The organism is Sphingomonas sp. URHD0057, assembly GCF_000620665.1.
Lineage (GTDB): Bacteria > Pseudomonadota > Alphaproteobacteria > Sphingomonadales > Sphingomonadaceae > Sphingomicrobium.
Genome location: NZ_JIAU01000005.1, coordinates 481,742 through 503,439, shown reverse-complemented (window position 1 = coordinate 503,439; position 21,698 = coordinate 481,742). Strand labels below are relative to the sequence as shown.

Genomic DNA, 21,698 nt, shown 5'->3' with positions numbered 1-21,698 from the left:
GCGATGGCGATCTGAGGCCTGTCCGTCCGCTCTCAAACATTGCGCTCGGCGCTTCCGGCAAGGCGCTGTGCGCGGCTCACCCCAACGATGCCTCGGCGCCGCAGGGTACCGCCAAATGATCCAGTACCGAGAGGAGCTCGGCCCGCCCGAACGGCTTTTGAAGGAAATCGGCGACCCCGGCCTTGAGCGCCAGCACGGTGAGGTCGCCGGAGCCGGTCATCAGCACCACCGGGACCTTGATCGACCGCTCGGTCAGGGCGCGATGGACCGCGAAACCGTCAGCCCCGGGCATGTCGACATCGAGGAGGATATATCCGCCGTCGAGCGCATCCGCCGCGTCGAGCAGCTCGCGGCCCGACGCATAGACCGTCACGCCATAGCCTCCGGACGCGACCAGCCGCGCGAGCGTTCCGCGCACGCCTGCATCGTCGTCGACCAGATGAACCATCGCTTGGGCCACCGAAACTCCACATGCTCTGCGGCGGGAGAAAACTCGACGACGCGACGCAACCGCCAGACCGCTCCGTTAAATTTCGTTTTACCGGAAAACCTATTGGAGAGCCGGGAGAAACTGGCCCAAAATGAACGCAGATCGGTCCGTTCGAACGGGCCGATCGCCAAGGGGGCGGCTGAGCTGAGTTTCGCGCAACTGCCGAAGAAATTTACGCACCAAAACGAAAGCGCGGCGGAGGCCTCCCTCCGCCGCGCTCTTGATTCGGCCGCTGTTTAGTAGCCGCGTTCCGGCGTTGGTGGCGGCGGTGGCGGCGGCGGCGGTGGCGCCGGGCAGGCGTCCGTCGCCAGGATCACCGATCCGTCCGGGCACGTCTGCGTCGCTGGAGGCGGCGGAGGCGGCGGCGGCGGTGGCGGGGGTGGCGGCGGCGGCGGCGGCGCTTCCTCGGCCGCGAAGTTGTAGATCAGGCTGGCCAGCAGGCTGTGCGACCGGAAGCTGCTGCGGAGCCCGTTATCCTTGAGGTGGCCCGCGTTGAAATAGCGATATTTCAGGCCGACGTCGAAGTAGCGGAACACCGGCGCGCGAACACCCGCGATGCCTTGCCAGGCGAACTGCTCATTGTCCTTGATATCGACCACCGTGGTGGTGCCGATCCGCGCCTTTTGGTTGACCCAGGCGAGACCCGCGCCGGCACCCGCGTAGAAATTGAAGGACTCGTTGTTGCCGAGATCGACCATGGCGTTGATCATCGTCGAATAATTGCTGGTGTGGCCGTGTACCGGAGTCTCGGCACCGGTCGGACGATCATAGCTGTCGTGCTTGGCCCATTTGTGCGCGCCTTCGAATTCGGCGCGGAACATGCCGAAGTCGTAGCCCATGATGAGATCGCCGTCGGCGCCGAGCTTGTGGTTGATGTCGAGCACCCGCGCGCCCGTCGAGTCGAGGTCGACGTGCGAATCCCGTGCTTTCATTCCGCCGATTTCGAGGCCGAAATAAGCGCTATTGTCCCGTGCCGCGGTCGGCACGGCGATCGCGGCCAGCGCCGCGCCTGCGAGCAGATATTTCATCATTGATTGCCCCTGTTGCTGCGCCTTTTTCACGGCGCTGCAGCATTTTAACCGAGAGTAAACTTAGAGTCGAGCGCGCGACAAATGAAATCGCGGCAATGCTTGCGGCGGCGCAACATCTTCGCGCATGGGCGGCGCATGGCCGAAGAACAATTCTACCGCATTCGCCGCCTGCCGCCCTACGTCTTTGCCGAGGTCAATGCGATGAAGGCCGCGGGGCGCGCGCGCGGCGAGGACATCGTCGATCTCGGCATGGGCAACCCCGACGGCGCACCGCCGCGCCACGTCATCGACAAGCTGGCCGAGGTCGCGGCCAAGCCCAACGCGCACCGCTATTCGGCAAGCCGCGGCATCCCCGGCTTGAGAAAGGCCCAGGCGGCTTATTACCAGCGGCGCTTCGGAGTAACGGTCGATCCCGACAAGGAAGTGATCGTCACCTTGGGGTCCAAGGAGGGCCTCGCCAACCTCGCCCAGGCGATCACCGCGCCGGGCGACGTCGTGCTTGCCCCCAACCCGAGCTACCCGATCCACACTTTCGGCTTCATCATCGCCGGCGCCGCGATCCGCTCGATCCCGGCCGCCCCCGGCGACGACTTCTTCGCCCGGCTCGAACGATCGCTGCATTACAGCGTGCCGCGGCCCAAGGTGCTGGTGGTCGGCTATCCATCGAACCCGACCGCCTACGTCGCCGACCTCCCATTCTACGAGCGCCTCGTCGCCTTCGCCCGCGAAAACGACCTGATCGTCATTTCCGACCTCGCTTATGCGGAGATTTATTTCGGCGACACGCCGACCCCCTCGATCCTCCAGGTCGAGGGCGCGAAAGACGTCGCGGTCGAGTTCACCTCGATGTCCAAGACCTATTCGATGGCCGGGTGGCGGATCGGCTTCGCGGTCGGCAACGCCCGCCTGATCGAGGCGCTGGCGCGGGTCAAGTCGTACCTCGACTATGGCGCCTTCACGCCGGTCCAGGCGGCTGCCTGCACGGCGCTCAACGGCCCGCAGGACATCGTCGACTTCAACCGCAAGCTCTACAAGAAGCGCCGCGACGTGCTGGTCGAAAGCTTCGGCCGCGCCGGCTGGCCGATTCCAGTACCGCAAGCCTCGATGTTCGCCTGGGCGCCAATCCCGGAGAAATTCCACGAATTGGGCTCGATGGAGTTTTCCAAGCGCCTCCTGACCGAGGCCCATGTCGCGGTCGCGCCGGGGGTCGGCTTCGGCGAAGAAGGCGAAGGCTTTGTCCGCATCGCCTTGGTCGAGAATGAGCAGCGCCTCCGCCAGGCGGCGCGCGGCGTTAAGAAGATGCTCGCCTGACGGGTTACGCTTCGAGCCCGTCCCGCGGCGCCGGCCAGCCCTCGAACAGCGAGCCGCGACGGTTGACCACCAGCAATCGCTTCATCTCCCTGCCGCAAGCGTCGAGGTCGTCCTTGAGCATCTGGATGGCGGCATCGACGTCGCTGTCGTCGACGCACTCGCCCGTCAGCTGATTGGTGCGAGCCAGGACTTTCGCGCCATAGGCACTGTGTTCGACATGGAACTTGTCGAGGATGCCGGTCATCTTTGCCCTCCGCCGCTATGAGTGGTCGCTCATTACACCCAAAGCCTTCCCGTTGCTCGTCAAAATCGCGTCGAGATGCCGATAGAGCACCTAGAACTGCTCGGCGATGCCGGCGTACAGTTCGACATCCGGCGTCACGCGGTTCAGCCCGATGTTGAACCCGGCGTCGAGCTGCAGGTCGCTGTGCACGAGATAAGCAACGGCGCCGTCGGCGCTCGCCTGCCGCGTCGTGCCAGCCGGATCCCAGTCCCACTGCCCCCACACTTCGCCCGACAGGTTGAGCTTGTCCGTGACCTGCCAGCCGAGGTTCACGACCTGCGCCATGGCCGCATGATGGCCGCTCCCGTCGCCGTCCGCCGCCCAGTCGATCTCCGGGGTTAGCGATAGCGCCAGCGGCGACCGGGGAATGGCATATTGGATCGGGACGATGAAGCCGCCTTCCCACTTGCCATTGCCGATCGAATGCCTCGCCGTCGGCAGTTTCACGAACGGCGAAACCGCGATCAGGAGTGCGGCATCGGCCGCCGTCAGCCGATTTTTGTAGCTCACCAACATATCGCCGAATCCCGACGCGCGGTCGCGGGCATCGCCCTGCCGGCTCGTGGTCCGCACCCAGGGCGTGAGGTCGATATCGATGTGCGACCGGTCCGTCAGTCCGAATTTGAAGCCGGTTTCAGCGATCGCCAGCACCGTGTCCCGCTCGCCCCCGCCCTTGCTTAGCGTCCAGTCGGCGAACGAGCTTTCGAACTGGAAATGTCCCGCCGGTACGGTGCAGGCCTGGCTCGACTTGCCCGGCCGGTCGGCACAGATCGGCGCGTCGTCCGCTGCAGCCGCTGCGCCGCTTAGCGCCGCCGCGATGGTCGCGATGATGAACCGTTCGATGAGCCCCACGCACATCGGTCTGCTCCACCGGCACGCGGCCGTCGAGTGACAAGCGCCTAATCCACACGATTCCTTTACGGGGTTAGAAAGCCCGGCCGACGGACAGCATGAAGCGGTAGCGGTTGTCGGGATGCGAGGCGCGGATGTCCTGCCACAGCGGCACGGCCAGCGCCCCGCCGACCGACCAGCTGTTAGCGCTGGTGAAGCGAACCCCGGGCGCGGCGTAGATCCACTTGCCACCGCTCGCTTGCTCGACCTCGCCGCCGACTTGCTGCCGGCCCTCCCACTCGCCGCCCAGCTCGACGAACGCGTCCCACGTCGAATGGTGAGGCGGCTCCGCATGCTCATCGAGCTCGTCGCCGTGATGGTGATTGTGACTTTCCTGATGCTCGTGCGGGGCCTCACCGAAGCGGTGCGAGAGCGAGATCCCGCCCTGCAGCCGGTCGCCCAGCCGGCTGTGCTGCGCACCGCGCCCGGAGAATTGATAAAGCGCGCTGGCGCTGAAGCTGAGCGCGCCGGCTTTGGTTCCAGCGGCGCCGCCGACGATCGGGTCCCAGCTGCCGGTGCCCGGCTGATGCTCGGTCTCCAGCCGCTCGCCGTCGGTCGAGTGCTTGTGCGTGCTGCCGGTCGGCGCCTTGATTCCCGCGATCAGGGCCAGGCCCGAAGTCGTCGCGCTGGTCAGCCGATATTTGGCGAGCAGGCTCAAATCGCCCAGGCCCGACACGCTGCCGAGCCGCGCGACTTCGTTGATCGCCTCCCCGCCCTCGTCGGCATGCTCGCCTTCGCGCAAGTCGTCGCGACGGACATAGGGAAGCTCGACCGAGAGCGTCAGGCGATGAGAGATTCCGTACGCCGCGCCGAGCGAGGCATTGAGGTTGTAGTCGGTGTTGTGGGCATGGATATGCTGCGCCGCGAGCGCTTCGAGCAGCGCATCGGAGCGCTGCCTGGGCTTGGTGTAGACGAGGCGGAAACCGAACCCGCCCTTGCCCTGGTCGAGGGTCCACGGGCTGATGACGGCAAACCCGCCGCCGCCGACCCCGCTCGGACCCATATGGTCGGCGAGGGCGGGTGTGGCGATTGCGGTGACGGTACAGAATGCGAGGATGCGCCAGGTCAGCGGCGCGCGAACGCACGAAATCGGATTGATCATGGATATGCCCTGAAAACCCGCGAGGTCGGCCCGCGGGTAAGTTTGGATGTCGGATGGCAGTGGATCAGGCGGCGGCCGGGGGTCCGGTGCTCGGCGGCCGATCCGGGCGTGCCCGGATCCGAAACTGGGTGGCGAACGCCTCCGCGACCGTACCCGATATCAGCGGCATCTCGAGCCGGGCGAATGAATCGACCGGCAGCAGCACGGGCGCCGCGCCGGCCGCATAAGGACAGGGCTGGTGGCCAGCCTTGCCGTGCTGATGCTCCCCCTGATGGCCATGATGGGCCATCTTCATCGGCGGAGGCGGGGCGATGACGACCCCGTCGCACGGCACGACGGCGATCCGCCCGTCCTCGAAGCTCGGCATGAAGCCGGTGGGTGTCAGCAGGCGCAGCGCGAGGACCAGTCCGAGCACGGCCGCCCAGGCGAAACGGTCAGGACGGGCGCGGCTCGCGTTGGCATTGCCCGCGCCCTAGCCGCCCGCTCGGCGGCTGCCTAGCGGCCTCGCTCGCCCTTCGCCGGCACGGCTTCGCCACGGGATGCGGCGCTCTTCTCGCGCACCTGGCGGAACTCCGACGCCGCATTCCACCGCGGCCACTCACGGCTATTCGCGAGCCGGGCGCCGATCGCATGGAACAGCTCGGCCTCCTGCGCCGCCCCGGCCAGGTTCCAGCTCGGCGCCCAGGCATCGCAGGTCTGGTGGTAGCAAGTCGCCGTGAACGCATCGAGCCAACGGTCTCCCGCCGCGCGGCCGCCGTCGACCATGTCGTAGGCCCCCGCGAGCGCCATATCGAGCAGCACCGGAACGCCGCGCTTGGCGAACGAGAAATGGTCGGCGCGGTAGAACAGCCCGCGCTCGGGATGGCTTTCGGGCGTCACATAGCGCCCCTGCGCCCGCGCCGCCTCCTCGAGATAGCGCTCCAGCTCGCTTTGCCCGCGCCCGATCAGCACCGCGTCCCTGACCGGCCCCGCCCATTGCAGCGTATCGAAGGTCAGGTTCGCGGCCATCGTCTCCATCGGATAGAGCGGATGCTGCGCGTAATATTCGGAGCCGAGCAGCCCGCGCTCCTCCGCCGTCCACGCCGTGAACAGCAATGTCCGCTGCGGCGCCGGCCCCGCTTTGAACAACCGCGCGACTTCCAGCATCGCGGCGAGACCCAGTGCATCGTCCGCGGCGCCCGGGCGCATCGTGCGGCCCTGCGCGTCGGGCGGGCCGATCCCGTAGGCGTCCCAATGCCCGCCGTAGCTCACCGTCTCGGCTGGGTAGGCCGACCCGGTGATCTTGCCGAGGATATTGTGGCTGGTGAGGTGCGCCAGCTCGACCTTGGTGTCCGCGGCGAAGGTTGCCTTGAGATCGATCGGCCGGAAGTCCGGCGACCGCGCCTGCCGCTTCAACGTGGCGAAGTCGTAACCGGCGCGCTTGAGCAGCGCCTCCGCCGCCGGCAGCTGGATCCACCCCTGGAGCAGCACCGGCTGCTGCGCTCCGGCGGGCAGGACGATATTGTAATTCTCGCCGCCCGAGCTTTTGACGACGTTCCAGCCGTAGCCCGCGGCCTCGGTCTCGTGGACGATCAGCGCGCCGATCGCGCCGCGCCGCGCCGCCTCGTCATATTTGTAGACCCAACGGCCATAGAAGGTCATCGCCTTGCCGCCGAACTTGCCGGCCGCCGGCTCGCCCGCCACCGCCTCGAAATCGGGATCGTTGACCAGGAACAGCGCGACCTTGCCATGCAAGTCGACGCCCTTGAAATCGTCCCACCCTCGTTCCGGCGCGTGAACCCCGTAACCGACGAACACCAGCGGCGCGTTGGCGATCTTGGCGACTTCGGTGTCGCGCACCGTCGACAGGTAGATATCGTCGGGAAAGCTCAGCGGAACGCTCTGCCCGCGCTGGCGCACGGCGAAGCTCATCGGCGCGGCGAGCTTGGTCCGGATCATCGGCACCGTCTGGGTCCAGGTGGCATTCTCGCCGGCGGGCTCGAGGCCCGCCATTTGAAACTGCTGGATCAGGTACGGGATCGTCTTCTCTTCGGCCGCCGTGCCGGGGGCGCGGCCCTGGAATTCGTCGGACGCCAGCACCCGCGTCATTTCGCTCATCCGCTCGGTGCTCACCGAGGCGGCTGGCGGAACAGCGTTGGCCGGCGGCAATAACGGAGGGCCGTTGTGATCGGCGGGGAGCATTTGCGCGGTCGCCATCGCCGGCGGCTCGGGCGCATTCGTCACGCAGGCGCTCAACATCGCCGCCCCAACCGCCATCACCAGCTTACGCATCGGCCCTCTCCCACTCTGACGGAGCGGGAACGGCTAAGCGGCACTTTGGATGCGCCGTCCCGCGAGACCCGTGGCTTCTTTGCACTAGCCGCCGAAAAAGTGACCCGATCCCTTTCTGTTACCGTAACCGGGCGCGTATATGGGCGACTGACGGCGACTGGAGGGGTCGCCGCGAAAGGGCGCTGTAATGAGTAAGAAGCTGGTTCTAGTTGCTGCGATCGTCGCGGGCGTTTTGCTGTTCGCTTTCGTCAACCGCACCACGTCCAGCGCCGACGCCGCCGGCAGCGACTGCTACGCCGCCGACAAGGGCCCCGACACGCCGACCATTTGCCAATAGCCGGCGGCTTCATCCGCCGAGCCTAAGCTCTTGCGCGGATTGGCCGTTCGCCCCACAGTCGGCGCGCCGGAGGGGCCGTGGCACGCATATTTCTCAGTTACGCACGCGCGGATGTCGACTGCGCGAGGAAACTCGCGGACCTCGTCGCGCGTGCCGGCCACGACGTCTGGTGGGACCGCGAGCTCCATGGCGGCTCGCGCTTCTCAACCGAAATCGACAAGGCTTTGAACGACGCGGAAGCCGTCATCGTCCTGTGGTCGCAATCGTCGCTGGAATCGGCATGGGTCCAGGACGAAGCCGCCGAGGGGCGGGATTCAGGTCGGCTGGTCCCGGCGACGATCGATGCGGTGCGTCCGCCGCTGGGCTTCCGACAATATCAGGCGGTGGACCTCACCGACTTGAACAATGGTCAGCAACCGGAACGACTGGAGGAGCTACTCCGCGCGATCGTCAAGATGGCCGCGCCGGTCGAGCCCAAGCCAAGCCGCGACGCCGCGCCTACCAAAGAGGAAGCGGCGCCCAAGCCCTCGATCTGCGTCCTGCCCTTCGCCAATATGAGCGGCGAAGCTGAACAGGAATATTTCAGCGACGGGATCAGCGAGGACATCATCACCGATCTGTCCAAGGTGTCAGCTTTGTCGGTGATCGCTCGCAACACCGCCTTCATGTTCAAGGGCCAAACCGTTGACGTGAAGGACGTCGCGAAAACGCTCGGAGTCAGCCATGTTCTCGAAGGCAGTGTCCGCAAGGCAGGCGACCGCGTGCGTATCACGGCCCAGCTGATCGACGGAGCCAAGGGTGATCATATTTGGGCCGATCGCTTTGACCGCGACCTTACCGACATCTTCACCATCCAGGACGAAATTTCGAAAGCCATCGTCGACGCCCTTCGGCTGAAGCTGCTGCCAAAGGAGAAGAGCGCAATCGAAGCGCGCGGCACGTCGAGCGTCGAAGCCTACAGCCTGTATCTCATGGCGAGGCAGCAATGGATCGGTGGCTTTTACGGTGACGTCCGCAAGGACGAAGCCATTGTGCGGCTATGCAAGCAGGCGACTGCGCTCGATCCGGATTATGCGCATGCCTGGGCGTTGCTGGCGTTGGGTCAGCTCGAATTGCGCTTCCTGCACGGTATGGATGTAAACGCGTTGCCTGCGGCCGAGCGCGCGCTGGAAATCGATCCCAATCTTCCCGAAGCTCATTGTATCAAGGCGCGTTATCTGGAGGAGGAAGGCCGCGGCGACGAAGCGGAAAGTCAGATCCGCACCGCACTCAGGCTCGACCCCGAATCCTGGGAAGTGAACCGCGAAGCCGCGCGCCTCATCTTCCGGCACGACCACATCCGCGACGCCATTCCCTATTTCGAAAAAGCCGCGTCATTGATGGACATGGATTTCAACAATCCGGCGATGCTCATCACTTGCTACAATGCGGTCGGCGACGCGGCCAAGGCCCTCGCGGCCGCGAAAGTGACGCTCGAGCGCGCGGAACGAACGATCGCCAAGGATCCGACCAATTGCTCGGCACTCGCCATGGGGGCTTCGGCACTCAACGCCTTGGGCGAGTTGGAACGCGCGCGCGATTGGGTTCGTCGCGCGCTGCTGCTCGATCCGGAAAACCTTCTGGTGCGATATAATCTCGCCTGCGCTCTGGCGTTGGAGCTTGGTGATCCTGAGGGCGCGCTCGAAGCGCTTCAGCCGTTCTTCGAGCAAATCACCAGCACGACCATGATCCGCCATCTCGAGGTCGATCCAGATCTCGACCCGATCCGCGACGACCCGCGCTTCAAGGCCTCGCTCGAGGCTACCAAGCAGCGCCTGAAGATATCCGCGGCTCCTTCCGCCTGACAAAGTCGTTACGTTTACGACACATTCACAGCAAAATTGCGTTAACCCTCAATTACCCGCTTGCGTCTGTTTCCAGTTAAGGCACAATAGGTGGTAGCGCGAGTGGGGGAACACTCAAAACCTAGTGTTCAGCGCCGGAATACCTATATTCCGGTGGTGGGCACGCTCGTCCCCGATTTCCACAGGGGCCAGGCTCAGAAAAGCCCCCGCGCACGCCAAAAAGGACTAGGATAGCCGGGAATGGCTCCGAGTCGAACAATTGGGGAACAAACAGTCCTCGAGAGGGCTGTAGAGGGACGGGGAAGCGAGATGGATTTTTCGAGCAGCAGCGAAGTCACCAGCGACGACGTCACGGCGGCCCCGCGCACCAGCAAGACGGTCGACATGCGCGCCTTTCCGGTCACCACCGACGACAGCCGCGACGCGCTCCTGACCGAGTTCGGCAAGGACACGCTGCGCGACCGCTATTTGCTTCCCGGCGAGAGCTACCAGGACCTGTTCGCGCGCGTCGCCGCCGCTTATGCCGACGATGCGGAGCATGCGCAGCGGGTCTACGACTATATCTCGCGCCTGTGGTTCATGCCGGCGACGCCGGTCCTGTCGAACGGCGGCACCGGCCGCGGCCTGCCGATCAGCTGCTATCTGAACAGCGTCTCCGACAGCCTCGAAGGCATCGTCGGGACCTGGAACGAGAATGTCTGGCTGGCCTCCAAGGGCGGCGGCATCGGCACTTACTGGGGCTGCGTGCGCGGGATCGGCGAGCCGGTCGGACTCAACGGCAAGACCAGCGGCATCATTCCGTTCGTGCGCGTGATGGATTCGCTGACGCTGGCGATCAGCCAGGGCTCGCTCCGCCGCGGCTCGGCTGCCTGCTACCTCGATATCTCGCACCCGGAGATCGAGGAGTTCCTCGAGATCCGTAAGCCCAGCGGCGACTTCAACCGCAAGGCGCTCAATCTCCATCACGGCGTGCTCGTCACCGACGAGTTCATGGAAGCGGTGCGCGAGGGCGCGGAGTTCGAGCTCAAGTCGCCCAAGGATCAGAGCGTTCGCGGCACGGTCGACGCCCGCAGCCTGTTCCAGAAGCTGGTCGAAACCCGCCTCGCGACGGGCGAGCCGTACATTATCTTCATCGACCAGGTGAACCGCTCGATGCCGAGGCATCACCGCGAGCTCGGGCTCAAGGTCACCACCTCGAACCTGTGCAGCGAGATCACCCTGCCGACCGGCCGCGACCATCTCGGCGCCGACCGCACCGCGGTGTGCTGCCTGTCGTCGCTGAACCTCGAAACCTGGGACGAGTGGAACGGCGACAAGCAGTTCATCGAGGACGTCATGCGCTTCCTCGACAACGTGCTCAGCGACTACATCGCCCGGGCGCCGGACGAGATGGCGCGCGCCAAGTATAGCGCCGAGCGGGAGCGCTCGGTCGGCCTTGGCGTCATGGGCTTCCACTCCTTCCTCCAGGCCCGCGGGCTGCCGTTCGAGGGCGCCATGGCCAAGAGCTGGAACCTCAAGATCTTCAAGCACATCCGCGCCCAGGTCGACCAGGCGTCGATGATGCTGGCGCAGGAGCGAGGCGCCTGCCCGGACGCGATGGACATGGGCGTGATGGAGCGCTTTTCGTGCAAGATGGCGATCGCTCCGACGGCGTCGATCTCGATCATCGCCGGCGGCACCAGCGCCTGTATCGAGCCGATCCCGGCCAACATCTACACCCACAAGACGCTGTCGGGCAGCTTCTCGATCAAGAACCCCTATCTCGAAGCGCTGTTCGAGAAGAAGAACGTGGTTGCCCCGGCCGCCGTGTGGAACTCGATCCTCGAGCAGGGCGGCAGCGTCCAGCACCTCGACTTCCTCACCCAGGAGGAAAAGGACACCTTCAAGACCAGCTTCGAGATCGACCAGCGCTGGCTGATCGAGCTTGCCGCCGACCGCACGCCCTACATCGACCAGGCGCAGTCGCTGAACCTGTTCATCCCCGCCGACGTCGACAAATGGGACCTGATGATGCTCCACTTCCGCGCCTGGGAGCTCGGCATCAAGAGCCTCTATTACCTGCGCTCGAAATCGGTCCAGCGCGCGGGCTTCGCCGGCGGCGTCGAGGCCGACAACACGCCCGAATTGAAGGAAATCCCCCTCGCCTCGAGCACCGATTACGACGAGTGCCTGGCGTGCCAATGAGCCCGCGCCTCACCCGCTTCGCCAGGCGCGCCGGCGCGGTCGTGCTGGTGCTGGTCGCGCTCGACCTCATCGCCACCGCGGCGACGGCGGCGATCGGGTGGGAGCTGCTCAAGCGATGAACTGGGCGCACCTGAGCTACGGCGCGATGGCCGAGGTCGCGGTCGGCGTCGCGATGCTCGCGGCTGCACTGTGGCTGTACCGCCGCCCCGCCCCGGCAACCGAGGACGGCACCGGCGGCTACGGCAGCCAGGGCGCGGTGATCCTGCTGATCATCGCCGCGATCCTCCTCATCCACGGCCTCGGCGGCCTCGAATATCATCCGAGCGCGGCCGAGATCGAAGCGGCGCAAATGCGATGAGCGCCTTCATCCTCCTCGGCGCGGTCGCGATCGTGATCGGGATCGCACTCCTGACCCCCGCGATCCGCCGCCGCGGCGAAGGCCAGCCGCGCCACGCGGCGATGCTGATCGGCGGGATGATGCTGACGGCGTTCGGGCTGTTCCTCGCCGGCTTCGCCATCGCCTCCCAGAATGCGGCGGGCGCGCGATGAAGCGCCTCGCCCTCCTCGCCGGAGCACTCGCGCTCACCGCGTGCGCCGCGACGCAGGCGCCCGACGCCGTCGCGCCCACCGCGCCGGGCTTCCTCCTCGGCCTGTGGCACGGCTTCATCTTCCCGGTCGCGTGGCTGGTCTCGCTATTCTCGAGCCAGGTCGCGGTCTACGCCGTGCCCAACAACGGCGGCTGGTACGATTTCGGCTATTTCCTCGGCATCGTCGTGTTCGGCGTCGGCGCCCGCAAGTCCCGCGTCATCTACAAGGACCGCGTGATCAACGTCCGCGCCCGCAGAATTCAGGAGTAACTGACATGCCCCTCCTCGAAGCCCGCAAGCAGTACAAGCCGTTCGAATACCCGTGGGCGTTCGAATATTGGAAGCGCCAGCAGCAGATCCACTGGATGCCCGAGGAAGTGCCGCTCGGCGAGGATTGCCGCGACTGGGCGCAGAAGCTCCACGAGACCGAGCGCAGCCTGCTCACGCAAATCTTCCGCTTCTTCACCCAGGCCGACGTCGAGGTGCAGGATTGCTACCACGACAAATACGGCCGCGTGTTCAAGCCGACCGAGATCAAGATGATGCTGACCGCCTTCTCCAACATGGAGACGGTGCACATCGCGGCCTACTCGCACCTCCTCGACACCATCGGCATGCCCGAGAGCGAGTACTCGGCCTTCCTCCAGTACAAGGAGATGAAGGACAAGCACGATTACCTGAGCACGTTCGGCGTCGACACCGACGAGGACATCGCCAAGACGCTCGCCATGTTCGGCGGCTTCACCGAGGGCCTGCAGCTGTTCGCCAGCTTCGCCATGCTGATGAACTTCCCGCGGTTCAACAAGATGAAGGGCATGGGCCAGATCGTCAGCTGGTCGGTGCGCGACGAGAGCCTTCACTGCGAAGGCATCATCAAGCTCTTCCACACCTTCGTGAAGGAACGCGACTGCCTGACCAAGTCGGTCAAGAACGACATCCGCGACATCTGCCACCAGACCGTCGCGCTCGAGGATGCGTTCATCGACCTCGCGTTCGAGCAGGGGCCGATCAACGGCATGAGCCCCAAGGAAATCCAGAAGTACATCCGCTACATCGCCGACTGGCGCATGGGGCAATTGGGCTTCAAGCCGATCTACATGGTCGACGAGCACCCCCTCCCCTGGCTCGCCCCGCTCTTGAACGGCGTCGAGCACGCCAACTTCTTCGAAACGCGCGCGACCGAATACTCGAAGGCCGCGACCCGCGGCGACTGGAACACCGTGTGGGACAGCTTCGACCGGCGGATGAAGGCCAAGGCCGAGACGGCGGCGAACGACGCGAGCACGAGCGGCGACGGGCCGGATATGTTCGAGGCGGCGGGGGTGGCGGCGGAGTAGATTATGAAACTTGTGGATCTACCCTTCTTCGTCGAACTCGGAGGCGCTCTAGAGCAAGCTTCCAAGATCGATGCGCGCGGCCCGTTGTATGATGCATTGGTGCACGCCTTCCGTCTCCGTCAGGCGCTCGGCAGTCTGATGGTGGGCGATCGTGCAAAGCTAACTGCGTGCGGTCACGATCTCGTAGAGCTCATCAATCTTCTCAATGCCTTTGAGACCCGCCATTTCCGCGACCCTGAAGGAAACTGGATCACCCCTCCGGACAGTGCTCGATCCGAGTACGAGCTCAATTTGATACTGAGCAAGGTCGAACAATTTCGAACTGTTCTTATAGCTGACCTACGAATTATGGCATCATTCACGGTAACGCGGTCGGGCATTTTCGACGTCAATCAGCTCGTAAACTGCGCTCGAAACGTTTTGCCTACCGCAGCATTCATCGCAGTCAGTGAGGACGTGCTCAAGGAGGTCGATGACGCCGGAAAGTGCCTCGCCTTTAATCTCCCGACTGCTTGCGGATTCCACGCAATGAGGGCAGTTGAACGAGTGATCAAACGCTACCTCGCAGATTTCCTCCCGGCAAAGGAAATTCAAAAGTTCAACAACTGGGGGCAATATCTAGGCGCGCTCGAACGCCAACGAGAGTCGGATGCCGAACCAAAGCCCACGGCAGAGGCTATCGCGCTGCTGCGCCAAATAAAAGAGATCTACCGGAACCCAGTTATCCATCCGGACCGGACCCTCTCCTCGGAGGAGGCGGCCACGCTTTTCCACAGCACAGTAGCTGCAATCAGCAGGGTTGCGATAGAGGTCGCGGAGCGACAGCTTGCGCCTGTTAGATCGATCGCCGGCGTTCGGCCAAGCGGCGGAATACTGCAAATGCTGAATGGCAGTGCTGAGCGGGCGAATAGTCCCACTCCTTAACGCCAACAGGCTTAAACAGGATGGCTGGCCCAGGTATGAGTGGGCAGCGCACAAACGAAGGGTGGTATAATATCTTCAGATGTTAAACGGTGTCGTTCACCCTGCGTGGCCGGTAGTGTTTGGCCTGTCACTTTCGTTCGTGCTCTTCCTTGTGAAGTTTGTTACCGCTCGGTCGCCAAAATTCGATGACATCGTAGTTGGGCTCTCGGATATTCCTACGGTGCTCACTGCGTCGGCGTGCTCACTACTGATCGCCGCGCTCGCAAGAACGCCAGATCCATATGTGTCGGGCGTCACAGTGATGGGCTTAGTGGTAATCTTCATAATGAACGTGTGTGTATTCCGTTATGTCGAGAGTAGGAAACGGAGTCTGAGCTCTACCTGGGCGATCGTTTCTGTGTTGATTGCTCTCTCCTTGGCGACAAGCGTTCTATTGAGTTTCAACATCGTTTCTGCGGCATACGCGGAGCTGGCAAAATGAAGGTCGACCTGTCGCTTGTCCTGTCGATCGGCGCACTGATGCTCGCGATTTTTGGGGCTCTCGCCGTGTATCTCTCGTCAATCCGCCTCAAGGGCACGGTGTACGATGCAGAACGTCATCGCGTGGACCTAGATCGGACGCGGCTGGCGCTAGAAACTGACTTCCGTCGCATGTACGACGAGATTTATCGAGATCGGGGCCGCTGGGAGGAGATAAATCACCTCGTCTTGGATATGGCCGAAAAGGCGAAGTTTCATACGGCGGCTGAGCAATCTCACGATCCGATCGACCCCCGCCGATTTCTCGACAGCTTCGGCATAGACCCAAAGACCATTGATGTGGTCGCAAGACAGGTCTTTGTCCTAACGCCCTTGAGCGAGAAAGAACTTCCAACCTATCAAACCGTTGAAACTGCTTGCGAAAAGGTCGGCCTTTTCGCAGTTCGCGGTGACGAGCAAAATATTGTGGGGCCCATTCTGCCGGTCGTCGTACGTGAGATTATTCGGTCGCGATTTGTAATTGCGGACCTTAACGGCAGGAATCCAAATGTCTTTTACGAGATGGGAATAGCGCAAGCGCTTGGGAAAGATGTTTTGATGTTTGCCGAGCGGGGCGACATCACGGACATTCCGTTCGATCTCGCACACCAACGGATTATTTTCTATGAGTCACGTAAGCAACTCCACGACAGATTAGTTAGTGCGATTGCTCAACTTGGTTGGGGCATCGAACGCTCATTGCGGCCAAGCTGAGGGTGGCGGCGCCGCCCGCGCAAGCGCAAATGCGTGGATCACGCGCGCCAAGGATTACGCAGCTCGCCCTTGAGGCGGCCCCACTGCTGGTCAACACTAACGCGGCAGCTTTACGCATCCGCAACATCCACGTGCGAAACTCCCCCGATGCGCGCGATCCAGATCCTTCTCGCAGCCCTGATGCTCGGCAGCGCCGGCGGTTACGCCTGGTCGATGCTGATGTCGCGCCCGGCCGCGCCCGCCCACCCGCGTAAGGCGAAGATGACCGCCATCGCGCCCTCGCCCGAAGAGTTGCCTGAAGAAGCCGATCGCGAATGGACCGCGGAGGCCAACGACAGCGCGCAGGACGTCCGTTAGGGCCCACCGGGCGCGCCGCCATGGCCCGGGACACCGAAACATGCGAGAAAGGCGGAGTCGTCGTGACCCACTTGCGGCGGCCGAGAGCCGGGGGCCGCAGCTCGGAAGCTCCCGGTTCTTAGGATCGGCTCGAGTCACACCGCATCCGAGGCCTAAGCCCGCTGACTCATCTGAATAGCGGGCGCATCGACTGCCGTAAGGCTCAGGGCCAGCGAGAACAGCGTAAGCCCCTTCTCGTCAGCGATCGTCATTTGGAGTTCGCCTGCGTCCCAGAACCGCTCCGCTTCATCGCAGATAAGCCGGCTCGCGTAGCGCAGCGCTTCGCACTTTGCGGCTGCGATGCCGGAAAGCTCCATACCTAGGTCATCGACGATCCCGGAGCCGTCCTCGATATGGAAATAGAATCTGGGCATCGCAGCATCCTCGCATAAGGCGGGAGCGCGATCGTCTCTCAGCCGCCGACGCCTCAGGGCGTTGTCGGCGATGCCACTCATGTACCTGATCTCTATCGGCGAGTCTGAGGTTGTTTCGCCGGTGAGCGGAAATCGGCCCCGTGCCGCGGGTGTCTAAAAGACACATTCCCCACGAATTGGCGCTGTCCCCTACCCCCGCTTCTCCACACTCCTCGCGAGCGTCTTGAAACAGACGCCACTGTCCTGGCGCACGGTGATCGTCGCGTGGCCGGTCTTGCTCAGTTTCAAATCCTCGACGGTCCCCGCCTTGCCGCGATGCGTGCCGGCGACGACCTCGCACCGGTCGCCGTTCGCGACACCGCCCTGCGCTTGATCAGGCATAAGGAGCCTCCCTTACTCTGTGCGTGACGGAGCGCGGCGCCTGCCCGGGAAGACACCGCCGGCCCGAACGAAGATCAGCGCTCCGATCCCTCCCACCACAAGTACATTCATGAGCCCGAGCTGCCACGTCAGCTGGGCGCGATCGGGCACCGCCGCGTAGGCCGGGAGGCTGACGACAATTCCAAGCGCCGCACCGAGCACCAGCGCACGCCCGAGCGACAGCAGCCGGTGGTCCGGACAAACGGCGGTGGCAAGCGCGAGAGCCGCAATCGACAATCCGGCGAAACGGACAAGGTGCTGGGCCTGTTCTGCGAGCGGTCGTCCGCCCTGCATCAGCGAAAGTCCGACGAACACCTCGAGCGACACGAGCAGCCCCGCGACGATGAACAGCAAAGAGCTGATCTGCTTGCGCATCACAACGATCCCCTCCGGGCGATCATGCATGATGCCACCGGCCCGCACAAACGGCGATCATGCAGTTGTTTGGACCATCCTTAACGGGTGGTAGCCCAGTGGGTTAGCGTTTGCGCTTGAACTCGCGATCAAACTCACGCTCTGCCTCTAGCCGCCGGAGATTGGCGGTTCTCGTGGTCCATGCCGCAACCAGAGCGAGGGGTCCCCACACAAGCGCGAAGGGCACCCAGACCCAGCTCTGCCGCGTCCGCTGCATTGGCGGCTTACCGTCCGGCAGCAGGATTGCCGCAATTCCGCAGCCAAAATAGAGAATTGCAAACCAATCCATCAGCGACCCCTTTTGCAGAAGGCCCCGATCACTTAGGTGGCGGGGCCTTCTTCTTCGACTTCGCTTTTTGAGCCGCAGCCTTCCGCTCTGTTGCGGGATCAAGCCGCACCTTGATGATTGCTTCCAGCGCCTGATCGAGCGTGAGCGGCGCGAGGCTGACTGGTTTTTCCTCAGGCACTAATGTCGACGCCGTCCGTAGCTGGATCAGTAAAGTCGTCGTCCGGCTCTGAGAGAATATCCTTATCCATCTCGATCTTCGCAATAAGTCGCTCAATCTCAGCAATGCCCACCGGCCCAGACACGATCACGCGATAGCTGGCCTGCTTCGAGAGCATGCCAGATTGCAGCACTCGCTCATGGACCGCCATGGCCAATCCTTCTTCTCTAGCAGCGGGCTTCGGCCTTTGAGCCGGAGCTTGCGGCTGCGGTGTCTCAAACAGGCCGTGGAAGATGTTTTGCATCTTCGGATCGCTCTGCATGGCGTCCGCAAGCTGCCCTTCTCGCTCCACGTCTGTCGCCATTTCATACGCGCCCTGATTCCGCGTTACAAGCTCTCTAGTGCGGAGATAGATGGCCGTCGCCTTATCCGCCCCATCAGACGTAAAGCCCTGTTGAATGAGCCACCATTTCAAGGTCTGCGGACTTGTCCCGCCCGGATATTGCTCCATGATGCGCTGGAACATCGGCGGAGCGCTTATTGCCCTTTCCAGCGCCTCTAACCGATCATGACTGTCCTGAGGTGCTTCCAACAGCGCAATCGCGTCCGGCGTCACCACGAGGTCGTTGCCGCGCCCCTCAAGAAGCCCGTACGCGCGCAGCGCGGCAATCATGCCAAGCGAGCGTCCGTTGATGCTCGTGTAGCCGAGGTGCCTAGCGGCCGATTCCTTAGGGAACTTGCCGCGTTTCTCTCTCAAATAAATCTTACCAACGGACTCAATGGCGGCCGGCAAATCGACCACCGGGAAGTTCGGGCTGCGCACCTTAGACATAGGCCACCTCGCTTTCGTGAAGCGCGGCGTAGCACAGGTGGAATAAACTTCAAGTGGAAAGCGATTGCGTCTTTTCCACTAGACCGGCGTATAGATTCGATCTAACGGGTGAATCCAAGCAATGGAGGAAACCGTGCCGCCACCCGAGTGATCGCCCACCCGCCTAGAGATTCTGACTTGCGCGGTGGGCTAGGCCTGAAGGGTCAGGCCGGATGGAGAGGGCTGGAACCCCTCTGCCACCCGGTGGGCGAACCCAGACTTACCCTGTGCCCCCGTGGCGGAACTAGCAGACGCGCCGGCGTAGGTTGCCGGTGGCCTTCGGGCCGTCCCGATGCGAACTCGGGCGGGGGCACACTTCATGTAACAGAGTCAGGTGCGCGTGTGAACAACGATCAGACTTCGAAGAGGTGGGCCGCCAAGGTCATTCACGGCAAGACGTATGATCTTAGCCACCTCAACCCGTTCATCATGGAGTGTCCGCGTGCCGGGGACTTGCCCCCGCACAGAATCCGGGTCGAGTTCGGCGTCCATACCTTTGCGGGCAATGTCCTGCCACATCACACGCCCGACTATTTCGTCATGGACGGCGGCAACCGCCGCGCTTTCTGCCACGAGCGTTACGAGCATTCGCTCGGCCTTGATCAGGCCGTACGCGCCGCGGTCAATGGCGACGTGCTACTCGACAAGGGCCGCTACAATGTCTGCATTCCAATTGATACGAAACGGCATCACCTTGTGGCTTTCAAGATCAAAGCCCGGCCGTCGCGGCATTATGATGTGATCCTGACCGTCGTGAGCGCCCACGTGAAACACAACGCGAACCTGGATGCGCCCTACGCGAGCTTTAAAGCGGTCGTCGGTGCAGCGATCGATGGTCGGAAGATCAATTGGAAGCAGATAAAGAAATAGCCCCCGCAGGAGCTATTTCCGGGTATAATCCCTAGCGAAGCCTCTTAGCCACATTCGCGGACCCTTTTTACGGGGTAGGTGCGCATTCGCATCGCCAACAGCGCTAAACCATAATGCATGAGGTGGGTTAAAGTTTCAATACCTCAACGCACTTATGCGATAACCTCTTTATATCTCAGACGCTTGCCCTGAGCTGAACGAAGAACGTTTGTAGTACGAACGCCGTCCCGGTCCTTGCGAGTGTTCCAGCGGCGGTCGAACTCAGCCAAATACCGCGACAGGTGCTTTTCACTGACGTGATGGAAGGCACCCACAATGCCGCGCTTCAGCAGGCTGTGGTAGGACTCCGCAAAGTTCGTGTGGATTACGCCCCGTACGAACTCTTTGTTGTGATTGACCGTAAAATGGTCCGTGAAATGCTCATGCAGGCCGTAGTAGCTCGCGTGCTGGTCGGTCATCACGGTTGTTTCCGGATGAACGATAGGCTTTGCCAGCTCTTGCAGCGTTCCCATGCGCGTGTCCGGCACCACGACGGTTTTCACATCGCCGCGCCGATCCAGTAGCGTCATCACCGCCGTTTTTTTGCCCGCTGCTGATGTGCGGTTCGCGTGGCGGTTGTTCTTAGGTTTGCCGCCCACGAACGTCTCGTCGAGTTCGACTACCGAATACTTGCCGCCGCCTAGCATCCCCCGCAGAGGCTCTTGAAGCATGGCCTCGCGGACGCGGTGGCACATGAACCATGCGCTCTTGTACGAAACGTTCAACTCGCGGCTGAGCTGGTTGGCGCTCACTCCCTTCTTTGAACTGCACATCAAGAAAATGGCGTAGATCCATTTGCCGACCGGGATATGCGCGCCCTCGAAAATCGAGCGCGAGGTTACGCTGAATTTCTTCCGGCAAGCACCGCACTTCCACTGTTTGCGGACGGTCGGCTTAACCTCGCCGGTACGCGAGTCGATGTGCGTGTACTTGACCTCGTACACCTTCTTGCCGCCGTCACAGAGCGGGCACTCCACGCCGTTCGGCCAACGCAACTGCGCTAGCGCGTTCTGGGCGGCTTCCTCATCCGTAAGGTAGCGGGCGATGTCTGTGATGCCGTTGATGTCCATAAAGCATCATATAGCGGATTGGTCCAAACATGTCAACAATCGCCGCACAAACCATTTTCCTACACGCACCTATTTGGTTCATACTGCCCGTCTCACAAAAGGAGGAATGGGTTCATGGCTAGACGCGTGCCGAAGGAAATGACGGTCGAGGAATTCGACGATTGGTCCAACGCCACCAGGAAGTTCGAGGCAGTGGCCGAAGCTGCCGACGAGGTCGGCGGACCGCGCCTGTCGCTGGTCCCGCTCCCGCAGCAGGACATCGCCTGGCCCACCGATCTGCTCCCGCCTTCGGAAGCCCTCCCCCTCGATGGGGGAGGGTTGGGAGGGGGTGATGGTGGGGCCGCGCTCGACGTCGACGGTCACCCCGCCCCTACCCCTCCCCATCAAGGGGAGGGGAAACAATGTCCCATCACAGCGATGCCGTTCGACGGCATTCCTCTCGAATCCTCCCGCAAGCGGCTCGCCGGCTGGAGCGCGGAGCGCCAGAAGCTGTTCCTGACCGTGCTTGCGGAGACGGGCCAGGTCCACCTCGCCGCCGCCGCTGCGCGGCTCTCCGCCCGCTCGGCTCAGGCGCTGCGCGTCCGCTCTCCCGCGTTCGACAAGGGCTGGCGCGTGGCCGAGCAGCTGGCCGTCGGGCGGCTGTCGCCGATCGCCTTCGATCGGGCCATCAACGGCCGCATCGAGCAGGTCTATCAGGGCGGCGAGCTGGTCGCCGAACGGCGCGTGCCCAGCGACAAGATGCTGACGTGGCTGCTCGCGCGGCTCGATCCTAAGCGCTTCGCGCTGCCGTGGGAGCAGCGCGGCGACGCCGATCCGCAGGCCGAAGCCGCCGCCTCCTTCGCCGGGTTGCTTGACGGGCTCACCGACACCCCGTCGTGAACCGCACAACGCGCGACGTCACTGCGAACATTCGCGAACATTCGCCGGCCGAAGAGCGGCCCGGCTTGCCATGACCGGCCGCGCAGCTAGGCTG

Annotated in this window: 28 protein-coding genes; 14 read left to right on the top strand and 14 right to left on the bottom strand. The window is 63.3% G+C overall.

The annotated features are described in order from the left end of the window. Positions 1 to 76: 76 nt before the first annotated feature. Positions 77 to 460, bottom strand: a complete 384-nt coding sequence (locus tag N539_RS15095) for a response regulator transcription factor (protein WP_156029720.1) — start codon at positions 458 to 460, stop codon at positions 77 to 79. A 266-nt stretch (positions 461 to 726) separates the two neighbouring features. Further along, on the bottom strand, positions 727 to 1,521 hold the full coding sequence (locus tag N539_RS15090) for an outer membrane protein (RefSeq protein ID WP_156029719.1): 795 nt from the start codon (positions 1,519 to 1,521) through the stop codon (positions 727 to 729). Between the two features lie 135 nt (positions 1,522 to 1,656). Here N539_RS15090 and N539_RS0102735 point away from each other — a divergent pair, with 135 nt between their 5' ends. Beyond that, complete coding sequence (locus N539_RS0102735; protein WP_028969024.1) at positions 1,657 to 2,832, top strand: LL-diaminopimelate aminotransferase; 1,176 nt, start codon at positions 1,657 to 1,659, stop codon at positions 2,830 to 2,832. A gap of 4 nt (positions 2,833 to 2,836) precedes the next feature. On the opposite strand, the gene N539_RS0102730 is transcribed toward N539_RS0102735, so the two are convergent. From N539_RS0102730 to N539_RS15080, 5 genes are all read right to left on the bottom strand, one after another. Next, positions 2,837 to 3,076 carry a hypothetical protein gene (locus N539_RS0102730; RefSeq protein WP_028969023.1) on the bottom strand — a complete coding sequence of 80 codons (240 nt, stop codon included), beginning with the start codon at positions 3,074 to 3,076 and terminating at the stop codon, positions 2,837 to 2,839. 90 nt (positions 3,077 to 3,166) lie between these two features. Further along, on the bottom strand, positions 3,167 to 3,973 hold the full coding sequence (locus N539_RS0102725) for a transporter (protein ID WP_037551747.1): 807 nt from the start codon (positions 3,971 to 3,973) through the stop codon (positions 3,167 to 3,169). Between the two features lie 67 nt (positions 3,974 to 4,040). Next, entirely contained in the window at positions 4,041 to 5,108 is a 1,068-nt protein-coding gene (locus N539_RS0102720) for a transporter (protein WP_028969021.1), read from the bottom strand. Positions 5,109 to 5,172: 64 nt separating this feature from the next. Beyond that, complete coding sequence (locus N539_RS17555; protein WP_051531209.1) at positions 5,173 to 5,523, bottom strand: hypothetical protein; 351 nt, start codon at positions 5,521 to 5,523, stop codon at positions 5,173 to 5,175. Positions 5,524 to 5,603: 80 nt separating this feature from the next. After that, positions 5,604 to 7,289 carry a M28 family metallopeptidase gene (locus N539_RS15080; protein WP_443027619.1) on the bottom strand — a complete coding sequence of 562 codons (1,686 nt, stop codon included), beginning with the start codon at positions 7,287 to 7,289 and terminating at the stop codon, positions 5,604 to 5,606. Between the two features lie 277 nt (positions 7,290 to 7,566). Between N539_RS15080 and N539_RS18345 the strand changes: the two genes are divergently transcribed. From N539_RS18345 to N539_RS0102650, 11 genes are all read left to right on the top strand, one after another. Next, positions 7,567 to 7,716 carry a hypothetical protein gene (locus N539_RS18345; RefSeq protein WP_156029717.1) on the top strand — a complete coding sequence of 50 codons (150 nt, stop codon included), beginning with the start codon at positions 7,567 to 7,569 and terminating at the stop codon, positions 7,714 to 7,716. Positions 7,717 to 7,793: 77 nt separating this feature from the next. After that, positions 7,794 to 9,560 carry a TIR domain-containing protein gene (locus N539_RS15075; RefSeq protein ID WP_051531208.1) on the top strand — a complete coding sequence of 589 codons (1,767 nt, stop codon included), beginning with the start codon at positions 7,794 to 7,796 and terminating at the stop codon, positions 9,558 to 9,560. 309 nt (positions 9,561 to 9,869) lie between these two features. Continuing rightward, positions 9,870 to 11,744 (top strand): ribonucleoside-diphosphate reductase subunit alpha, encoded by a 1,875-nt coding sequence (locus N539_RS0102695; RefSeq protein WP_028969020.1) that lies wholly within the window; start codon positions 9,870 to 9,872, stop codon positions 11,742 to 11,744. Further along, entirely contained in the window at positions 11,741 to 11,863 is a 123-nt protein-coding gene (locus N539_RS19100; protein ID WP_269319418.1) for a hypothetical protein, read from the top strand. Before N539_RS0102695 ends, N539_RS19100 begins: the two co-directional genes overlap by 4 nt. Beyond that, positions 11,860 to 12,102, top strand: coding sequence for a hypothetical protein (locus N539_RS0102685; protein WP_028969019.1), 243 nt, complete (start codon positions 11,860 to 11,862; stop codon positions 12,100 to 12,102). Before N539_RS19100 ends, N539_RS0102685 begins: the two co-directional genes overlap by 4 nt. Next, a complete protein-coding gene (locus tag N539_RS0102680) occupies positions 12,099 to 12,293 on the top strand; it encodes a hypothetical protein (RefSeq protein ID WP_028969018.1) in 195 nt (64 codons plus the stop codon). Before N539_RS0102685 ends, N539_RS0102680 begins: the two co-directional genes overlap by 4 nt. Further along, complete coding sequence (locus N539_RS15070; protein WP_037551743.1) at positions 12,290 to 12,601, top strand: hypothetical protein; 312 nt, start codon at positions 12,290 to 12,292, stop codon at positions 12,599 to 12,601. The genes N539_RS0102680 and N539_RS15070 overlap by 4 nt, the downstream gene beginning before the upstream one ends. Positions 12,602 to 12,606: 5 nt before the next feature. Beyond that, positions 12,607 to 13,668 (top strand): ribonucleotide-diphosphate reductase subunit beta, encoded by a 1,062-nt coding sequence (locus N539_RS0102670; protein ID WP_028969210.1) that lies wholly within the window; start codon positions 12,607 to 12,609, stop codon positions 13,666 to 13,668. A 3-nt stretch (positions 13,669 to 13,671) separates the two neighbouring features. After that, positions 13,672 to 14,592 carry a hypothetical protein gene (locus tag N539_RS0102665; protein ID WP_028969017.1) on the top strand — a complete coding sequence of 307 codons (921 nt, stop codon included), beginning with the start codon at positions 13,672 to 13,674 and terminating at the stop codon, positions 14,590 to 14,592. Between the two features lie 477 nt (positions 14,593 to 15,069). After that, on the top strand, positions 15,070 to 15,825 hold the full coding sequence (locus N539_RS17550) for a hypothetical protein (RefSeq protein ID WP_051531206.1): 756 nt from the start codon (positions 15,070 to 15,072) through the stop codon (positions 15,823 to 15,825). A gap of 147 nt (positions 15,826 to 15,972) precedes the next feature. Then, positions 15,973 to 16,182 carry a hypothetical protein gene (locus N539_RS0102650; protein WP_028969015.1) on the top strand — a complete coding sequence of 70 codons (210 nt, stop codon included), beginning with the start codon at positions 15,973 to 15,975 and terminating at the stop codon, positions 16,180 to 16,182. 152 nt (positions 16,183 to 16,334) lie between these two features. On the opposite strand, the gene N539_RS15060 is transcribed toward N539_RS0102650, so the two are convergent. From N539_RS15060 to N539_RS0102625, 6 genes are all read right to left on the bottom strand, one after another. Beyond that, on the bottom strand, positions 16,335 to 16,595 hold the full coding sequence (locus N539_RS15060) for a DUF6894 family protein (protein WP_156029716.1): 261 nt from the start codon (positions 16,593 to 16,595) through the stop codon (positions 16,335 to 16,337). Between the two features lie 189 nt (positions 16,596 to 16,784). Continuing rightward, positions 16,785 to 16,976 carry a KOW motif-containing protein gene (locus N539_RS0102640; RefSeq protein WP_028969014.1) on the bottom strand — a complete coding sequence of 64 codons (192 nt, stop codon included), beginning with the start codon at positions 16,974 to 16,976 and terminating at the stop codon, positions 16,785 to 16,787. A 12-nt stretch (positions 16,977 to 16,988) separates the two neighbouring features. Continuing rightward, complete coding sequence (locus N539_RS0102635; RefSeq protein ID WP_156029715.1) at positions 16,989 to 17,390, bottom strand: hypothetical protein; 402 nt, start codon at positions 17,388 to 17,390, stop codon at positions 16,989 to 16,991. Between the two features lie 103 nt (positions 17,391 to 17,493). Continuing rightward, positions 17,494 to 17,718 carry a hypothetical protein gene (locus tag N539_RS18340; protein WP_156029714.1) on the bottom strand — a complete coding sequence of 75 codons (225 nt, stop codon included), beginning with the start codon at positions 17,716 to 17,718 and terminating at the stop codon, positions 17,494 to 17,496. A 28-nt stretch (positions 17,719 to 17,746) separates the two neighbouring features. Next, positions 17,747 to 17,896: a hypothetical protein gene (locus N539_RS18335; RefSeq protein ID WP_156029713.1), complete on the bottom strand. Its 150-nt coding sequence runs from the start codon at positions 17,894 to 17,896 to the stop codon at positions 17,747 to 17,749. Further along, the gene (locus tag N539_RS0102625) at positions 17,889 to 18,707 is read right to left on the bottom strand and encodes a hypothetical protein (RefSeq protein ID WP_028969012.1); all 819 of its coding nucleotides are present in this window, start codon (positions 18,705 to 18,707) and stop codon (positions 17,889 to 17,891) included. Before N539_RS0102625 ends, N539_RS18335 begins: the two co-directional genes overlap by 8 nt. A gap of 381 nt (positions 18,708 to 19,088) precedes the next feature. Here N539_RS0102625 and N539_RS0102620 point away from each other — a divergent pair, with 381 nt between their 5' ends. After that, positions 19,089 to 19,616: a hypothetical protein gene (locus N539_RS0102620; protein ID WP_028969011.1), complete on the top strand. Its 528-nt coding sequence runs from the start codon at positions 19,089 to 19,091 to the stop codon at positions 19,614 to 19,616. Between the two features lie 152 nt (positions 19,617 to 19,768). Here N539_RS0102620 and N539_RS0102615 read toward each other — a convergent pair whose 3' ends face one another. Then, positions 19,769 to 20,725, bottom strand: coding sequence for an IS1595 family transposase (locus tag N539_RS0102615; RefSeq protein WP_028969010.1), 957 nt, complete (start codon positions 20,723 to 20,725; stop codon positions 19,769 to 19,771). 114 nt (positions 20,726 to 20,839) lie between these two features. Here N539_RS0102615 and N539_RS17545 point away from each other — a divergent pair, with 114 nt between their 5' ends. Next, the gene (locus N539_RS17545; protein WP_156029712.1) at positions 20,840 to 21,604 is read left to right on the top strand and encodes a hypothetical protein; all 765 of its coding nucleotides are present in this window, start codon (positions 20,840 to 20,842) and stop codon (positions 21,602 to 21,604) included. Positions 21,605 to 21,698 lie beyond the last annotated feature (94 nt).

Bases quoted from the DNA above. Each gene is read 5' to 3' on its own strand.
- N539_RS15080 (WP_443027619.1), bottom strand. From the start codon at position 7,289: ATGCTCCCCGCCGATCACAACGGCCCTCCGTTATTGCCGCCGGCCAAC.
- N539_RS17550 (WP_051531206.1), top strand. From the start codon at position 15,070: ATGAAGGTCGACCTGTCGCTTGTCCTGTCGATCGGCGCACTGATGCTC.
- N539_RS0102735 (WP_028969024.1), top strand. From the start codon at position 1,657: ATGGCCGAAGAACAATTCTACCGCATTCGCCGCCTGCCGCCCTACGTC.
- N539_RS18345 (WP_156029717.1), top strand. From the start codon at position 7,567: ATGAGTAAGAAGCTGGTTCTAGTTGCTGCGATCGTCGCGGGCGTTTTG.
- N539_RS15090 (WP_156029719.1), bottom strand. From the start codon at position 1,521: ATGATGAAATATCTGCTCGCAGGCGCGGCGCTGGCCGCGATCGCCGTG.
- N539_RS0102625 (WP_028969012.1), bottom strand. From the start codon at position 18,707: ATGTCTAAGGTGCGCAGCCCGAACTTCCCGGTGGTCGATTTGCCGGCC.
- N539_RS0102650 (WP_028969015.1), top strand. From the start codon at position 15,973: ATGCGCGCGATCCAGATCCTTCTCGCAGCCCTGATGCTCGGCAGCGCC.
- N539_RS19100 (WP_269319418.1), top strand. From the start codon at position 11,741: ATGAGCCCGCGCCTCACCCGCTTCGCCAGGCGCGCCGGCGCGGTCGTG.
- N539_RS0102635 (WP_156029715.1), bottom strand. From the start codon at position 17,390: ATGCGCAAGCAGATCAGCTCTTTGCTGTTCATCGTCGCGGGGCTGCTC.
- N539_RS0102665 (WP_028969017.1), top strand. From the start codon at position 13,672: ATGAAACTTGTGGATCTACCCTTCTTCGTCGAACTCGGAGGCGCTCTA.
- N539_RS17545 (WP_156029712.1), top strand. From the start codon at position 20,840: ATGGCTAGACGCGTGCCGAAGGAAATGACGGTCGAGGAATTCGACGAT.
- N539_RS0102695 (WP_028969020.1), top strand. From the start codon at position 9,870: ATGGATTTTTCGAGCAGCAGCGAAGTCACCAGCGACGACGTCACGGCG.
- N539_RS0102720 (WP_028969021.1), bottom strand. From the start codon at position 5,108: ATGATCAATCCGATTTCGTGCGTTCGCGCGCCGCTGACCTGGCGCATC.
- N539_RS0102640 (WP_028969014.1), bottom strand. From the start codon at position 16,976: ATGCCTGATCAAGCGCAGGGCGGTGTCGCGAACGGCGACCGGTGCGAG.
- N539_RS0102730 (WP_028969023.1), bottom strand. From the start codon at position 3,076: ATGACCGGCATCCTCGACAAGTTCCATGTCGAACACAGTGCCTATGGC.
- N539_RS0102670 (WP_028969210.1), top strand. From the start codon at position 12,607: ATGCCCCTCCTCGAAGCCCGCAAGCAGTACAAGCCGTTCGAATACCCG.
- N539_RS0102615 (WP_028969010.1), bottom strand. From the start codon at position 20,725: ATGGACATCAACGGCATCACAGACATCGCCCGCTACCTTACGGATGAG.
- N539_RS18340 (WP_156029714.1), bottom strand. From the start codon at position 17,718: ATGGATTGGTTTGCAATTCTCTATTTTGGCTGCGGAATTGCGGCAATC.
- N539_RS0102685 (WP_028969019.1), top strand. From the start codon at position 11,860: ATGAACTGGGCGCACCTGAGCTACGGCGCGATGGCCGAGGTCGCGGTC.
- N539_RS15070 (WP_037551743.1), top strand. From the start codon at position 12,290: ATGAAGCGCCTCGCCCTCCTCGCCGGAGCACTCGCGCTCACCGCGTGC.
- N539_RS15060 (WP_156029716.1), bottom strand. From the start codon at position 16,595: ATGCCCAGATTCTATTTCCATATCGAGGACGGCTCCGGGATCGTCGAT.
- N539_RS0102680 (WP_028969018.1), top strand. From the start codon at position 12,099: ATGAGCGCCTTCATCCTCCTCGGCGCGGTCGCGATCGTGATCGGGATC.
- N539_RS0102725 (WP_037551747.1), bottom strand. From the start codon at position 3,973: ATGTGCGTGGGGCTCATCGAACGGTTCATCATCGCGACCATCGCGGCG.